This is a genomic window from Methylobacterium organophilum, assembly GCF_022533465.1.
Taxonomy (GTDB): domain Bacteria; phylum Pseudomonadota; class Alphaproteobacteria; order Rhizobiales; family Beijerinckiaceae; genus Methylobacterium; species Methylobacterium organophilum.
In genome coordinates, this window is record NZ_CP092848.1 from 2188796 (window position 1) to 2203567 (window position 14772).

Consider the following 14772-nt stretch of genomic DNA (forward strand, 5'->3'; position numbering starts at 1 on the left):
ATCCAAGGCGAAAGGAAAGTATTCGCCGTGCCGATATCGGCGCTTTCTCGGATCATATGGGATCGTCTGCGGGTAAAAATGTTCCTCTGGACGAAAGAAATGTCAATGAAAGCCGGTTTTTTATTGAAGATCGGCAGGGGAAACTTTGTTCGTCGTCAGGGGGCGGATGCAGAAGAATTCCCTGCGCGCCCGGCCGAAGGGGGCGCTTCGTCCCGGGTCCCCTCCCTACGGGCAGGGGGTCGCATCCCGGGCCGGGCTCAATTCGGCGGCGGGTTATGGTAAGGCCATGAACGCGGCCTCCGCTCGGGCGGCCGAGACCGGATACGACGCGTTGCAGGTTCCCGTGGGGTGTCCGCTGCCATGAGAGGCTATGCGGCCAAAGCACAGATCATGGTGGACGTGGCCGCCGTGATCGACGAGGCGCGCCGCGAGGGGCGCGATCTCGCGACGGCCCTGCGCATCGCCCGGGTGACGCTCGCCTATGTCAGCGGCCCGCATCCCGACCCCGAGCAGGCCAAGGCGCTGGCGGCCATCGACCGGCACCTCAAGGAGATCGCCGAGTAGAGCGCGCCGTACCGGAGGGCCGGCGCGGTCAGCCGCCGAATTGCGACAGGAGCGTCACCGCTCCGAAGGCGAGCACGGAGAAGACCGCGCCCGCGATCAGGATCAGGGCCGCACGGGACTCGCGCAGATCGTCGTTCATTCGGGAAGGTTAGGCCCTGGGCCGGCGTGACGGAAGGGCCTTCGGGCGAGGCGCCGATCCCCTTGGGAGGGGGCGGAGGGCCGTCCGCGCTCGGTGAAGCGGTCTCTTAAGGGGCAGGCGACAGAGTGGGCCGGGCTCGCCGCGAGCCCCGGAAGATCCACCATGCCGCCCGCAGACCCCTCCGAGACGCCGCTCGCCGCCCTGCACCTCCTGGGCAGCGGCCGCCCGCCCTGCGGCATCGGGGATTTCTCCGCCCGGCTGCTCGCCACCCTGCAGGCGATGGAGCCCGGGCGACACGAAGCCCTCTTGCTGGAGCCGAAGACGCTTCCCGTCGGCCGGCTGTGGCGGGCGATCGGCCGCTCGCGCAGCCTCGTCGCCAACATGCCGGTGGTGGCCTGGAAGCGGGCCCTCGCCGGCCCCGTCCTCGCCTTCGCCCTCGCCGCCCTGCGCCGGCGCGGGCGCATCGCCGTGCTGCACGAATGGGGCGGCATGCACCGCCTGCGCCGGGCCGTGCTGCGGCCGATCCTGCTCCTGTCCGATCACGTGGTCCTGGTCTCGCCCCAGGTGCGCGACGAGCTCGCCGCGGATCCGATCGTCGGATTCCTCGCCAAACGCGCCGTGCTGATGCCGGTGCCGCCCAACATGATGCGGCCGGCCGAGACCGCGGACAGCCCCCTGCGCACCCGCCTCGCCGCGGCGCGGCAGGCCGGGCGCCTGGTGCTCGGCCATTTCGGCTCGATCTATCCCGGCAAGCAGCCGGAGGCGGTGCTCGCCATCGCCGCCGCCCTGCGGGCGCGGGGCGTCGACGTCCTCACCGTCTTCATCGGCTCCTTCATCAAGGCCTCGGACGGGATCGAGGACATCTTCCACCGCAAGGTCGCGGCGCTCGGCCTGTCGGAGCATGTCGTGGTGTCGGGCTACGTCGCGACGGCGGAGGAGCTCTACGGCCTGTTCGAAACCGTCGACGCCTTCGCCTATGTCCTGCCCGAGGGGCTGACCGCGCGGCGGGCGAGCATCCTCGCCAGCGTCCAGGCCGGGCGGCCGGTCGTGGTGACGGCGCCGCTGCGGGCGGACGAGTTCGATCACCATCCCCGCTTCCGGGCGCTGCTGGAGGAGGGCGCCATCGTGCTCGCCCCGCCCGGAGCGGAGGCCGAGGCCTATGCCGCGCTGGTCCTCGCCGCTGCCGCGCGCCCGACCCGGCTGCCGGAGATCGACGCCGATCTCTGGTTCCGCGACGCGGCCGCCGTGCTGGAGAGGCTGATCCCGCCGGCGGCGCCGGCCCGGGCGAGGGCGGCGCTCAGCGCGTCCTGAACCGGGCGAGGTAGTGGAGGCCGAACACCGCGAACAGGAAGGTCATCCAGAGCGGATCGGCCCGGTCGTAGAAGAAGCTCTCCATGGACGAGAGCAGGATCCCGAAGAGCCAGATCCGCAGGAACATCCAGGCGAGGGGATCGCTCCGGCCCTCCCCCTCCTGGAGTCTCTGGAAGTGGCGCAGGGGCGCGATCAGGAAGACCAGCACGGTGAGGACGAGCCCGACCAGGCCGAGATTGACCGCGCTGTCGAGATAGCCGTTGTGGCTGTGGGCGGCGTAGCCCGCCCAGGTCGCGCCCTCGTCGGAGCTGTCGCGCACCTTGGCCGTGCCCCAGAAGGCGGAGAAGCCGTAGCCGGTGAGGGGCTTCACCGCCACGGCGTCGACCGCGAAGCGCCACACGTCGGTGCGGCCGGTGAAGGTCGCGTCGATTGGCAGCATCCGCACCACCGTGCCCAGCGGCTCGCTGATCACCGTGCCGACGCTGAACAGGTTGAGGGCGAAGACCAGGCCGAGCGTCATCGCCGCGCGGGCGGCGAAGCCGCGGAACAGGTGGAAGGCCCCGGTCAGGGCGAAGGTGACCACGAGCAGCGCCGTGGCGCTCTTTCCGCCCGAGCCGGCGAGGAAAATCAGGGACGCGGCCACGATCGCGCTTCCGGCCAGGCGCGCGCCCATGCCGAACAGGCCGACGCCGATGAAGGCGACCAGGGCGATCACCGCGGCGGCGTAGTTCTTGTGGCCGAACACGCCGCGCCAGGCCCCCGCGAGCGCGGGTTCCACGAAGTCGTTGGGCTGGTGGATCGCGAGATGCGGGACGAGCAGCATCCCGAGATAGCACAGGGCGAGCAGCGTGCCCGCGGCCAGGGCCAGCAGGTTGCGCAGCTCCCGCCGGGAGCCGGCGAGCAGCGGCAGGCAGGCCGCGAAGACCGAGACCGCCCCGGTGAGGGCCAGCCGCTTGGCGGAGGTCGAAGGATCCTGTGACAACAGGACCGAGAGGCCGAGCCAGACCACCAGGGCGACGAGGCTGCGCGTCAGCAGGGAGCGTAGCGCCGGCGCGTGCTCGCGCAGGGCGAAGCCGATGGCGGCGAGGGCGAGCAGGCCGAAGGTGACGTAGGTCGCGCCCTCCTGGCCGGTGGTGATGTCGCCCGCATCGAGGTTCGACAGGCTCGGGAAGGGCTTGAGGGTGATCCAGGAGACGAGGAGACCGGCGAGGAAGACGAGGCAGCGGGCGAGCCACGGCACGCGCATCTCGGCCACCTGCTCGGCGAGATAGCCGAGCAGGGACGGGGGACGGGTCCGGGTGCCCGGAGCGGCCGCCCGCGTGGTCGCCACGGGGCTCACACCGCGCGATAGGGCTGCGGCTCGATCCGGAGCGCGGCGAGCAGGCGGCCCAAGGCGACGAGGACCGGGTGCAGGGCGATGCTCGGTTCGCGGGTGCGGGCGTAGAGACGCAGGGCCCGGACGGCGGAGACCGGCAGCAGCAGGGCGGTCTTGGCCAGGAGGCGCGACCGGCCGGCGACGCCGTGCGCCCGCTTCGTGTCGATGCGGTGGTTGATCGCGCCGATGCGCAGGCCGCGGCTCATCAGCCAGCGCAGCCGGAGCCGCTCGGGGGGCACCGTCTCGGTGATGACGGCCTCCGCGCTCCAGTGGAAGGCGATGCCGGCCGCCTGCGCCCGCACGAAGTAGTCGGTGTCGCCGCCGCCGAGGAAGTTGTAGCCGGGATCGAAGGGCGGCAGGCCGAGCCGCTGGAAGGTCGCGCGGGTGATGAGGCAGTTGCCGCTGCCGTAGATCACCGGGACCGGTCCGCTGGTGTCGTAGGCCGGGGCGAAGGCCGGATGTGCGGCGAGCGCCCGCCGGCCCTCGGCGAGGGCCGGATGTACCGGGCCGCCGACGATGCCCGCCCCGGTGCGCTCGGCGGTCTCGACCATGCGCTCCAGCCAGTGCGGCGTGGCGATCTCGTCGTCGTCGAACATCAGGATGAAGCGCGCGGCCGGATAGTTCGCGAGGGCCGTGCCGAAGGCCGTGTTGATCGCATGGCAATTGCCCTGGTTCGGCTCCACCACGCTGGTGCCGTTCAGGCGTCCCGCCGCGAAGTAGCCGTCCGCGACGGCCTTGCCTTCCCGGGCCGAGGCGTCGTTCTCGACCACGACCACGGCGAAGGGCCGGGCGATGGTCTGGGCCAGCAGCGAGTCGAGCGTCAGCCGGAGATGGGCGGGCCGGCGGAAGGTCGGCACGCAGACGACGATGTCGATGCCGGCGGGATCGGGATGTCTCATTCTGGAACCTCGGTGGATCCGTCGCCCCCCACCCTGCAAGAAGAGGTCCGGTCGCCGATCGACGGCCCGCGTGGCCACCGCGCCGGCGGAGTCGATCCGGGACCGCGACACTGGCATGCGGTCTGCTCGGCACCGGCCCATGACCGTTCACTCGTCCCGATTTCCGACGCTGCGCTGGCCGCGCGTCCTGCCGGCCCGGACCGTTCCGGGACGGCGTCCCGCTTCGGGCCGTCTGGGCGTCCTGCTCGCGGGCCATCGCGGGCTGCTTACGAGTTACGCGCAGCTCCTGGCGGGCTCCGGCGGGCGCCTCGCGCTGCAGGTGGTCTACTTCTTCGTCCTGGCCAACACCCTCAGCCTCGCCGAGATGGGCGTCTTCGCCTCGGTCTCGGGCGCGGGCATGCTGATCGGCTGCTTCGCCGGGTTCGGGTTCCAGTCCTACGTGATGCGGGCGGCGGCGGGCCGGCGCGCGTCGCTTTCGGGCTATCTCGCCGCCTATTACCTCTGCGCCGTGCTGGCGCTGCCGCTTCTCTTCGCGGTCGCGGGCCTCGTCTACCTCGTCCTGTTCCGGAACGTGATCGAGCTGCCGGCCTATCTCGCGATCATGCTCGTCGAGATCGTGCTGTGGCGGCAGATCGAGCTTCTCGTCCAGGTGAATAACGGGCTCGGCCGCTTCGCCGCCGCCTCGACCCTCGTCTCCCTGCCGGTCGGCTTCCGCGCGGTCGCGGCGGTCGCCTTCTGGGCCGGGGGCGGGGGGCATGCCGAGACCTGGAGCCTGTATTACCTCGCGGGCAACCTCGCCGCGGCGGTCGCGCTCAGCATCGCCTTCCATCCCCGGATCCGGCTGCGCCACCGGACGGCCCTGCTCAAGGGCCGCCTGCGGGACGGGCTGCTCTTCGCCTTCTCCTACCTGCTGTTCACGGCCCAGACCGAGGTCGACAAGCTCGTCATCCTGACGCTGGCGGGCGAGCGCATGGCCGGCATCTACGCGATCTCGATGCGGCTCATCGACCTGACCGGCGTGCCGCTGCGGCCGATCTTCATGATGTATTCGCGCGAGCTGATCCGCGCCCGCCGGGCGAGCTGGGAGCGGATCCGGCAATGCTTGAAGCTCGAAGGGACGGTGGCCCTCGTCTCGACCGGCATGCTGCTCGCCCTCCTCGCCATGCTCCATCTGCGCCCGGGCATCCTCGGGCCGAACGTCTCGGCGGCCTACGGCATGCTCGCGGCCATCATCGCCGTGCCGGCGGTGCGCAACCTGCTCGAATTCCACGGCGAGCTGTTCTTCGCCTTCGGCAGCATGACCCTGCGCGCCGGCCTCACGGCGAGCTTCGTCCTCCTCAAGGCCCTCGCCGTCGCCCTCATCCTCCTGGCCGCTCCCGGCTCGGAATCCTGGGGCGTCTGGCTGAACGCCGTCTACCTGGCGATCTACGCGATCTCCTTCACCGTGGTTTACCGGCTGCTCGTTCGGAGTGCGGCATCATGAGCGGAAGTCCCGAAGAGACCGGCCCCGGCCCGCAGCCGCGTCCCGAGACCGTCGGCATCATCACCTTGAGCCATCGCGGCGACCTCGAGCGCTGCCGGCTGCTGTTCGAGAGCATCGACCGGCACGTGCCCCGGCGCGGCCGACACTACGTCATCGTCGACGACGAGGACGTGGCGCTGTTCGCGCCCCATGCGCGTCCCGACCGCGAGATCCTGCCGCTCTCGCGCTTCCTGCCGCGCTGGCTGCGCCCGGTCCCGCTTCTGCGCTGGCGCCGCCGCCGCTACTGGTGGTCCTTCCACGGCAAGCCGGTGAGCGGCTGGCACATCCAGCAGATCGTGAAGATCGAGGCGGCGCGCGCCCTGCGGGAGAAGCGGTTCTGCCTGATCGATTCCGACATCTATTTCTTCCGCGACTTCGATTTCGCGACCCTGGCCGAGCCCAACCCGGCGCCGTTCCACATCCATGCCGGCGGCGTCACGGAGGGGGCCGTCCGCCACAAGCTCTGGGTCGCCACCGCGAGCCGCCTCGTGGGGACGCCGGCGCCCGTCCTGCCCGCCGACGACTACATCGACCAGATCATCGTCTGGGATCAGGCGAGCGTGCGGGCGATGACCGCCCGGATGGAGCTCCTGAGCGGCCGCAACTGGGTCGCGGCGATGTGCCGGGACCGGGATTTCTCGGAATACATGACCTACGGCGCCTTCGTCGCGAACACGCCGGCCTTGCTCGCCCGCCACAGTCCGACGGCCCGCAGTTTCACCCGGACGCACTGGGACGCCGATCCCCTGGAGGTGCCCGACATCCTTGCGATGCTGCGGGCCGCGGAGCCCTGGGAGCGGGCCTTCTGCATCCAGTCCTTCGGCGCGACGCCCATGGCGACGATCCGTGCGAGCCTCGCCCGATACTATTCGGAGACACAACCGTCGATTTCGGAGGCTTCTTCGCGGGCCGCGTGAGGGATGTAGCAAATCTAAGAGCCAATTTTAACGATATCGACGGATCACGCGGACGTGATCCTTTCTTTCTAGCGAGAAAAATGCAGAAATAATTCTGACGCATAACTGGTTCGGTCGTTCCAGACATTGTCATCGTTGCGGTGTGCAACTGTTTGGCTGGGCTGGACCGATGATTTCCTGTAAAGATTTTGGAGGAAGGCGATGGCCATGAGCGCAACGTTCGCAGGCCTGGACGCGATCCCGCTCGAGCCCGTCGGGCTGCATGAGGGCACGCCCCTTCCCGCCGGCGAGGCCGGCGCGAGCCTGGCGCGGGTCCATGCCGTGCTCCAGCAGCATCTGCCCGCCGGCGAGGTCGCGATCTACGAAGCCGGCGGGGGGGCGGATTCCTATCTGCCCGCCGAGCTGATCCGGCGCGGTCGCGTCACCGTGGTCGACATCGATCCCGTCCAGCTTGCCAACAACGGCTACGCCTCGACCCGGGTCGAGGGCGATATTCAGGTTCAGCGCTTCGCGGCGGGCAGCTTCGACCTCGTGACGACCTACAACGTCATCGAGCACCTGCCGGACGTGGCGGCCGCCCTGCAGCGTTTCGCCGAGGCTCTGAAGCCGGGCGGCCTCCTCCTCGTCGGCGCGCCCAATCCCCGGTCCCTGTCGGGGTTCGTGACGCGCGTCTCGCCGCACTGGTTCCACGTCTGGTACTACCGGCGCATCCGCGGCCATGCCCGGGCCGGCCATCCCGGAGAGCCGCCCTTCCCGGTGCATTACCATCCGCTGGTGCTGCCGCGGCGGCTCAAGGCCTATCTCGAGCCCCTCGGCTTCGAGACGCTCTACGAGCGGGTCTACGAGAGCCCGCGCTACGCCGAGATGCGCCAGCGCCTTCCGCTGCTCGCGAGCCTCATGGACGCGGCCACCGACCTGATGAACCTCGCCCTCCTCGGCAAGGTGAACCTGCGCCACGGCGATTACCACCTGATCCTGCGCAAGCGCGCGCCCTCGGCCGGCCAGGGAGCCTGAGCCGTGGGTCCGCTGCCCCGCGAGGCCCGGCACTGGCCGTCCCAGCTGCGCGCGCGTCTCGCCCATCGCGTCGCGATGCATGTCGCCGGCTCGACCGTGCTGCTGAAGGGGCGGGAGCCCCTGGTCAGCCTCACCTTCGACGACGTGCCGGATTCCGCCTGCACCACGGGGGTGGACCTGCTCGAGGCCTACGGGGCGAAGGGCACATTCTACATCGCCGGAAAGCTCGTCGACACGCCCTCGGAGCATTGGCGCAATGCGGGGGCGGACCGCCTCGCCGCGCTGCACCGGGCCGGCCACGAGATCGGCTGCCACACGGAGTCCCACGCTTTCGTGCCGATGCTGGGCCGACGGGGCTTCGCCGGGGAGGTGGGCCGGAACCGCGCAACGCTTCGGAGCTTCGGCACCGGCATCGAGCCGCGGAGCTTCGCCTTCCCCTACGGCTATGGCTCGGTGAGCGCCAAGCGGGTCGTGCGGGACGTCTTCGCGACCGGCCGCAGCATCATCCCCGGCGTCAATGCGGGCCGGGTCGACCGCTGCTTCCTGCGCGCCAATCCGCTGATCGACGGGGCGCTCGACGCGGGGGAGATCGACCGCCTGATGGACGAGGCCCTGGCGAAACGGGGCTGGCTGATCTTCTACGGGCACGACGTCACGCCCGCGCCGAGTCCCTATGGCTGCCGGCCTGAGCTTCTGGAGGCCGTGCTGCGCGCGGCCTCCGCGCGGGGCATCGCCTGCGTGACCATGGACGAAGCCCGCCGCCGCGCCTTCTGATCGGTCACGCGCTTTCGCCGCAACGTCGCAAGCCTGCGTTCGGCACGATCGGGCGTTCCGCCGGCGGCCGGGCCGCGCGGCGAGAGAGCCTTCCCTTCTCCAAATCCAGCGTTGCGCGCACCACCGCCGAGGCGCCTCGGCGGCAAGGCGATTGCGACCTGGACGGCATCGCGGCCCGCGGCGGCGGCGGATGTCCCGAAAGGGCGCATCCGCTTCTCGAAGCGGTCTCGCGGATCCGGGTTTGGGACGCGCGGCCCGCGTCGCGGCCCACGGGAGCGATCCATGCTGCTGTACGAAGACAGTCTGCCCCGGACGAGTCCGCCGCCCGCCGCCGAGGCGGGGCGGGCCCCTTCCGCCTGGGGACTGTCGCTGCGCGGCGTGTTCCAGACTCTCCGGCGGCGCGCCCTCGTGATCCTCGCCTGCGCGCTCGCCTGCACGGGCATCGCCTTCCTGGTCGGCAAGTCCCTGACGCCGCGCTACGCCGCCGGCGTCCAGCTCTATCTCGACCCGCGCGACCTGCGGCTGATGGACAAGGAGCTGACGCCGGGCAATCAGGATTCCACCGGCTACATGACCATCGTCGAGAGCCAGGCGCAGGTCATCACCTCCAGCAACGTCCTCGCCCGGGTGGTGGCGAGCCAGAACCTCGCCCGGGATCCGGAATTCGTGGGCACCGGCGATCCGGGCCTGCTCGGGAAGATCAGCCTCGCCCTCGGCCTGTCGCAGCCGCCGGTCGCCGATCCGGGCGGAGACGCCGCCATCGCCCTCGACGCCCTGCAGCGGCGCATCGGCGTCAGCCGGAGCGGGCGCACCTTCATCGTCGAGGTCTCGGTCTGGTCGCGGGAGGCGGAGAAGGCCGCCCGCCTCGCCAATGCCGTGGTCGCCGCCTATCTCGCGGAGGAGGCGGCCAACCGCGCGGACGCCGCCAACCGCGCCAGCGCCGGGCTCGCCGCGCGGCTGGGCGAATTGCGCGACGCGGTGAACGCCGCCGAGAGCAAGGTTCAGCTCTACCGGGCCGCGAACGGCCTCGTCGGCACCCGCGACAGCCTCGTCACCGATCAGCAGCTCACCCAGCTCACCGCTCAGCTCGCCACCGCCCGCGCCCGGGCCACCGACGCCAAGGCCCGCGTCGACCAGATCGAGCGCATGCGCAAGGACGGGCTCGATGCCGGCGGCAACGAGGACGTGCTCGCCTCCCAGGCCATCACGACCCTGCGCGGCCAGTACAGCGAGCTCAGCCGCCGGCAGGCGGAGCTGATGCACGATCTCGGGCCGCGCCATCCCCTCGTCAGCTCGATCCAGTCACAGGTCCAGCAGGTCCGCCGCCTGATCGACCAGGAGATCGGCCGCTTCGCCCAGGCGGCCCGCACCGATCTCGCCCGTGCCCAGGCGACGGTGAAGGCGCTGGAGCAGAGCTTCGAGCAGGCCAAGGGCCGCACCGTCGACGTCGCCCAGGCCTCGATCCGCCTGCGCGAGCTGGAGCGGGAGGCCGAGGCGAGCCGCGCGGTCTACGAGGCGTTCCTCGTCCGCGCCCGCGAGACCAGCGAGCAGGCGCGCCTCGACATCGGCAATGCCCGCGTCATCACCCCGGCGGTGCGGCCGCTGCAGCGCAGCTACCCGCCGCCGGCCAAGACCCTGGCGATGCTGGGCTTCGGCGCGGGCCTGCTGCTCGGGCTCGCCCTGGCCTTCGGCGAGGACCGCCTCCGCCGGGAGATGGGCGCCTCCGGCGCCCAGGCGCTGCGCCGGGGCGCCGCCCCCTTTCCCGACGATCCCCCTCGCCCGCCCCTGCTGACGGCCGTCTCCACCACCGCGGGCCGTGGTGTCGGCACCTATGGAGGCGCGCGATGAGCCTGATGGAATCCGCAGCCGCGCCGGGCGCGGCTCTGATGCGCGCCGTACCGGTGACCCGCCTCGGCGGGGTCGCGATCGCCGCCGCCGACATGGCGGAGACGGTGGCGCTGATGATCGAGGCGGCGCGCCTGCCGCGCGGGGAGCGGCCCCTGTTCCTCACCTCCGCCAACGGCGAGGTGCTCTCGCGTTGCGCCCGCGATCCGGATTTCGCGCAGCTCGTCGAGGCGGCCGACCTGATCAATCCCGACGGGCAGCCGATGGTGGTGCTGTCCCGCTGGTTCGGGAGCCGGCGGCTGCCGGAGCGGGTCGCGACCACCGACCTGTTCCACCACGTCGCCCGGGCCGCGATCCCGCATGACGTCAGCTTCTATCTCTACGGGGCCACCGAGGAGGAGAACCGGCGGGCGCTCGCGAATGTCCGGAAGCTCTATCCGGACCTGCGCCTGCTGGGAGGCAGCCACGGTTTCCACCGTGGCGCGGCCCTGGAGGCCAAGCTCGCCGAGATCGATGCCCTCGCCCCGGACATCCTCTGGCTCGGCCTCGGAGTGCCGCGGGAGCAGCATTTCGTGCAGGAGCACGGGGCCCGGCTCTCCCGCGTCGGCATGATCAAGACCTCGGGTGGCCTGTTCAACTTCCTGTCGGGCACGCGCTCTCGCGCGCCGGCCTGGATCCAGCGCGTCGGCTTCGAATGGGCCTGGCGTCTCGGCCAGGAGCCGGCCCGGCTGACGATCCGTTACACCCTCACCAATCCGCACGCCGTCGCCCTCCTGGTGGGGAGCGGCCTGCGGGCCCAGGCCGTCCGCGTCGCGGCGCGGATGCAGGCCGGACGCGGCGCCGGCAACTCGCCGCGCGCCCTTGCCCAGAACGGAGAGTAGGTTCGATGCGAAGGGTCCCCGAGACGCTGCGCAAGCACATCCCGACCGCCGGCCTGATCGGCGCGGTCGGCATCACCGTGGCCTGGTGGGCCCTCGTCGCCCACGGGCTGTGGCTGGCCTATAATTGGGTCTCGGTCTGATCGGCAGAGGCTGCGGACCGCAGCTCGTAGACCCGGATGCCGGAGGACAGCCCCTTGATGGCGGCAAGCCCCGCCGGCGCGAAGGCGAAGCCGGCTCCGGCGGCCTTCACCACGTCCTCGCTGACGAGGATCGTGGTTCCGAGCTGCTTGTTGTGCTGCTCCAGCCGGCTCGCCACGTTCACGGTGTGGCCGATCACGGTGTAGCTCAGCCGGTCGATCGATCCGACATGGCCGACGATGCCCGCGCCGGTGTTCAGGCCGTAGCGCGTCCGGATGCCCGGCAGGCCCTCGCGGCGGAAGGCGGCGTTGAGCGCCTCGAGGCGCGCCACGATGTCCAGCGTCGCGGCGCAGGCGCGGGCGGCGTGGTCCTGGCAGGCGGGCGAGGAGACCCAGACCGCCATGACGCTGTCGCCGATATACTTGTCCACGAAGCCGCCCGACGCCGTCACCCCCGCGGCGATCGTGCCGAAATAGCGCGACATCTGGGTCATCAGGGCGTGCGGGTCGGCCCGCTCCGACATCGACGTGAATCCCTCCACATCCGTGAACAGCACCGTCACCTCCTGCCGGATGCCGCCGACCATCGGCACCTTCCGGTCGCGGGCAATGGAGCGCACGAGGTGGGCCGGGACGTAGCAGGTGAAGGTGCGCAGGGTGCGTTCGAGCATCAGAACCATGGTCCAGAGCTCGTCGATCTCCCGGATGTGGGAGGGCCGCGCCCGGCTCGCCTCGAATTCGAAGCGGGAGATGCCGGAGATCGCCCGGGTCACGGCCCCGAGCGGGCGGGTGAGCTGCCGGGCCGCCAGGAGCGAGACGAGGGCCGCCGCCACCATCGCCGCGAGCCCGATGATGAGCTGCCGGTCGCGCAGGGCCGCCGCGGGGCCGAGGACGATGCTCTCCGGCATGCTGATGGCGGTGACGAGGCCCGTTTCCGCGCCCGGCCGGTCGAAGCGGACGAAGTAATCTTCCTCGTCGATGGACAGGATCTTGTCCCGAACGGCGCCGCCTGCGGCATAGGCGCGGAACAGGGCCGACAGCAGCGGGTTGCCCGCCTCGGTGATCGAGGGCAGGCCGTCGATGAGGGGGCGGTCGGGCGCGGCTTCCGCAGCCTCTTCGGTGGCGGCGACGAGCTGGCCGCCCGGATGGAACAGCGCCAGATCCGCGCCGCTCGACCGCTTGAGAGCGGTCAGCGTTCCGGACAGGCGCTTGAGGGTGATGTCGATACCGTAGACGATGCCGGGTTCGGAGGTGGCACGCCGGGCGAGGGTGACGCCGATGATGTTGCGCTGGCCGATATAGCGGTAGGGCGGCGTCGTGATCGTCTCCGGGGTGACGACGGAGGCGGTGTACCAGGGCCGGTTCCGGGCATCGAAATCGGAAGGGGTGGTGTCCGTCTGGGCAAGTTCGCGGCCCTGCTCGTCGAGGTGGTACGTGCGCTGGACGAGGCCGTCCGGTGCGGCGGTGACCACCTTGAAGACGTAGACGGCACCGGCGACCTCCCGGTTGTCGTCGTCGAGGCGCCCGACGATGAGGGCGGTGCCGTCGTCGCGTCCGATCTGCACGGCGGCCACCGCGGGCGAGCGGCGCGCGTCCGACTGCATGATGGCGAGAATCACCCGGCCTGCGGCGAGCGGCTCCATCCGCCCGAGCGGCATGGCCGCGAGCGCGTCCAGCATGATCAAGCCCGGATCGAAGGTCGCGCGCAGGCGTTGCGCGACGGTCGAGGCCAGGGCATCGAACCGGGCCGTCGCCTCTTCCGAGGATAGGGCGGCCGTCTCGCGATAGGTGGTCCAAACCGGGCCGCCGACGACCGTGACGATGATGAGCGCGAACACCGCCGCGAGCAGGGCTTGCAGGCCGACCGCCGCCGCGCGCGGGCTCTGGGGTGTCTTTCGGCGTTTGGACACGCGACCGTCTTTCGGCTCCGGAGCCCTGCGGCGGTCGACCGCCGCAGGGCGCGCCGGCGCGGCACAGGCCCGAACGGCCTCGTATCCGACCCTGATGCGTCCGTGGCGAGGGCGCGCAGCGCCGGCTCCGGGCATCATTTTGAGCTCCGGATATGAACAATCCCCTTGGGTCTCCCAAGGCGGACGTTCTTTCTTTAGAACGGCGGATGTGGAGAGGGTTCTTGTCGCTTATGCATCAAATAATAGAACTTTGTTTTATTTTTGCCGAAAATGAGCCGTTCCGAGAGGAGGAAGGCCCGGATCGGTGAGTGGGTGACGCGAGGCTTCGCCTTGACAACGTTCTTTTAAAAGAACAACACATCCGGGCATTCACGCAACGAACGGCCCCTCGGATCGGGAGGGCCGTCCGGCTTCCGGAGCTCGTCTTGACCGCCCACGCCTCGAAGATCGCCCGTTCCGCGACCCGCCGCAGCGGCGTCCTCGCCATGGCCGGCCTCGCCGCCATCGCCTGTTTCGGGATGCCGGCCTCGGCCCGCGCGGCGGAGCTGCTCAACGTCTCCTACGATCCGACCCGCGAGCTCTACCGCGACATCAACGCCGCCTTCGCCGCCGACTGGAAGGCCAAGACCGGCGAGGAGATCACCGTCCGCGCCTCTCATGGCGGCTCCGGCGCCCAGGCCCGCACCGTCATCGACGGTGTGCCGGCCGATGTCGTGACCCTCGGCATCCCCTCCGACATCGACGCCATCTCCAAGATCTCGAAGAAGATCTCTCCCGACTGGCGCAGCAAGCTGCCGAACGAGGGCCTGCCCTATACCTCGACGGTCGTGTTCCTGGTGCGCAAGGGCAACCCGAAGGGCGTCAAGGACTGGGCCGACCTCGTCAATCCCGACATCAAGGTCATCACCCCCAACCCGAAGACCTCCGCCGGCGGGCGCTGGAACTTCCTCGCCGCCTGGGGCTACGCCTACGAGAAGGAAGGCAAGAACGCTGAGAAGGCCAACGCCTTCGTCGGTCAGGTCTACAAGAACGTGCCGGTTCTCGATACCGGCGCCCGCGGCTCGACCGTGACCTTCGCCCAGCGCGGCCTCGGCGACGTGCTGCCGACCTGGGAGAACGAGGCCTTCCTCGTCCTGCAGGAATTCGGCGCCGACAAGTTCGACGTGGTGGTGCCGCCCTCCTCGATCTACGCCGAGCCGCCGGTCGCCATCGTCGACGCCAATGTCGACGCCAAGGGCACCCGCAAGCAGGCCGAGGCCTATCTGCAGTTCCTCTACACGGATGCGGCCCAGGCGATCTTCGCCAAACACCATTACCGGCCGATCAAGCGCGAGGCCGCCGACAAGAAGGACCTCGCCCTCCTGCCCGAGATCAAGCTGTTCAAGATCGAGGATCTGCAGGGCGGCTGGGACGATATCCAGAAGAAGAATTTCGACAATGGCGGCCTGTTCGACCAGCTGAGCAAGGCCGGCCGCTGAGGCGCC

General features: G+C 70.5%; 13 protein-coding genes. 10 read left to right on the plus strand and 3 right to left on the minus strand.

Going from position 1 to position 14772, the window contains the following annotated elements:
* Window positions 1-360: 360 nt before the first annotated feature.
* Together MMB17_RS10115 and MMB17_RS10120 are read left to right on the plus strand one after the other, a co-directional pair.
* A complete protein-coding gene (locus MMB17_RS10115; protein WP_238310485.1) occupies window positions 361-564 on the plus strand; it encodes a hypothetical protein in 204 nt (67 codons plus the stop codon).
* Between the two features lie 301 nt (window positions 565-865).
* Entirely contained in the window at window positions 866-2014 is a 1149-nt protein-coding gene (locus tag MMB17_RS10120; protein ID WP_241101836.1) for a glycosyltransferase family protein, read from the plus strand.
* Here the strand turns inward: MMB17_RS10120 and MMB17_RS10125 are convergent.
* Window positions 2001-3344, minus strand: a complete 1344-nt coding sequence (locus MMB17_RS10125; protein WP_241101837.1) for an O-antigen ligase family protein — start codon at window positions 3342-3344, stop codon at window positions 2001-2003. The genes MMB17_RS10120 and MMB17_RS10125 overlap by 14 nt on opposite strands.
* 5 nt (window positions 3345-3349) lie before the next feature.
* Entirely contained in the window at window positions 3350-4288 is a 939-nt protein-coding gene (locus tag MMB17_RS10130) for a glycosyltransferase family 2 protein (protein WP_241101838.1), read from the minus strand.
* 139 nt (window positions 4289-4427) lie between these two features.
* On the opposite strand from MMB17_RS10130, the gene MMB17_RS10135 reads away from it, so the two are divergent.
* From MMB17_RS10135 to MMB17_RS25235, 7 genes are all read left to right on the plus strand, one after another.
* Window positions 4428-5771 (plus strand): lipopolysaccharide biosynthesis protein, encoded by a 1344-nt coding sequence (locus MMB17_RS10135; RefSeq protein ID WP_241101839.1) that lies wholly within the window; start codon window positions 4428-4430, stop codon window positions 5769-5771.
* The gene (locus MMB17_RS10140; RefSeq protein ID WP_241101840.1) at window positions 5768-6727 is read left to right on the plus strand and encodes a DUF6492 family protein; all 960 of its coding nucleotides are present in this window, start codon (window positions 5768-5770) and stop codon (window positions 6725-6727) included. Before MMB17_RS10135 ends, MMB17_RS10140 begins: the two co-directional genes overlap by 4 nt.
* 207 nt (window positions 6728-6934) lie before the next feature.
* Window positions 6935-7741: a class I SAM-dependent methyltransferase gene (locus tag MMB17_RS10145; protein ID WP_241101841.1), complete on the plus strand. Its 807-nt coding sequence runs from the start codon at window positions 6935-6937 to the stop codon at window positions 7739-7741.
* A gap of 3 nt (window positions 7742-7744) precedes the next feature.
* Entirely contained in the window at window positions 7745-8515 is a 771-nt protein-coding gene (locus tag MMB17_RS10150) for a polysaccharide deacetylase family protein (protein ID WP_241101842.1), read from the plus strand.
* A 282-nt stretch (window positions 8516-8797) separates the two neighbouring features.
* The gene (locus MMB17_RS10155) at window positions 8798-10363 is read left to right on the plus strand and encodes a GumC family protein (RefSeq protein ID WP_241101843.1); all 1566 of its coding nucleotides are present in this window, start codon (window positions 8798-8800) and stop codon (window positions 10361-10363) included.
* A complete protein-coding gene (locus MMB17_RS10160) occupies window positions 10360-11241 on the plus strand; it encodes a WecB/TagA/CpsF family glycosyltransferase (protein WP_420847351.1) in 882 nt (293 codons plus the stop codon). The genes MMB17_RS10155 and MMB17_RS10160 overlap by 4 nt, the downstream gene beginning before the upstream one ends.
* A 5-nt stretch (window positions 11242-11246) precedes the next feature.
* Complete coding sequence (locus MMB17_RS25235; RefSeq protein ID WP_276518064.1) at window positions 11247-11381, plus strand: hypothetical protein; 135 nt, start codon at window positions 11247-11249, stop codon at window positions 11379-11381.
* Here the strand turns inward: MMB17_RS25235 and MMB17_RS10165 are convergent.
* Window positions 11360-13288, minus strand: a complete 1929-nt coding sequence (locus MMB17_RS10165; protein ID WP_241101844.1) for an adenylate/guanylate cyclase domain-containing protein — start codon at window positions 13286-13288, stop codon at window positions 11360-11362. The two genes, MMB17_RS25235 and MMB17_RS10165, sit on opposite strands and share 22 nt — an antisense overlap.
* Before the next feature lie 485 nt (window positions 13289-13773).
* On the opposite strand from MMB17_RS10165, the gene MMB17_RS10170 reads away from it, so the two are divergent.
* A complete protein-coding gene (locus MMB17_RS10170) occupies window positions 13774-14766 on the plus strand; it encodes a sulfate ABC transporter substrate-binding protein (RefSeq protein WP_238310525.1) in 993 nt (330 codons plus the stop codon).
* The last annotated feature ends 6 nt before the right edge of the window (window positions 14767-14772 follow it).

Excerpts from the sequence above, each read along its gene's own strand:
- MMB17_RS10115 (WP_238310485.1), top strand. The coding sequence starts at position 361 with ATGAGAGGCTATGCGGCCAAAGCACAGATCATGGTGGACGTGGCCGCC.
- MMB17_RS10120 (WP_241101836.1), top strand. The coding sequence starts at position 866 with ATGCCGCCCGCAGACCCCTCCGAGACGCCGCTCGCCGCCCTGCACCTC.
- MMB17_RS10130 (WP_241101838.1), bottom strand. The coding sequence starts at position 4,288 with ATGAGACATCCCGATCCCGCCGGCATCGACATCGTCGTCTGCGTGCCG.
- MMB17_RS10135 (WP_241101839.1), top strand. The coding sequence starts at position 4,428 with ATGACCGTTCACTCGTCCCGATTTCCGACGCTGCGCTGGCCGCGCGTC.
- MMB17_RS10140 (WP_241101840.1), top strand. The coding sequence starts at position 5,768 with ATGAGCGGAAGTCCCGAAGAGACCGGCCCCGGCCCGCAGCCGCGTCCC.
- MMB17_RS10145 (WP_241101841.1), top strand. The coding sequence starts at position 6,935 with ATGAGCGCAACGTTCGCAGGCCTGGACGCGATCCCGCTCGAGCCCGTC.
- MMB17_RS10155 (WP_241101843.1), top strand. The coding sequence starts at position 8,798 with ATGCTGCTGTACGAAGACAGTCTGCCCCGGACGAGTCCGCCGCCCGCC.
- MMB17_RS10160 (WP_420847351.1), top strand. The coding sequence starts at position 10,360 with ATGAGCCTGATGGAATCCGCAGCCGCGCCGGGCGCGGCTCTGATGCGC.
- MMB17_RS25235 (WP_276518064.1), top strand. The coding sequence starts at position 11,247 with ATGCGAAGGGTCCCCGAGACGCTGCGCAAGCACATCCCGACCGCCGGC.
- MMB17_RS10170 (WP_238310525.1), top strand. The coding sequence starts at position 13,774 with ATGGCCGGCCTCGCCGCCATCGCCTGTTTCGGGATGCCGGCCTCGGCC.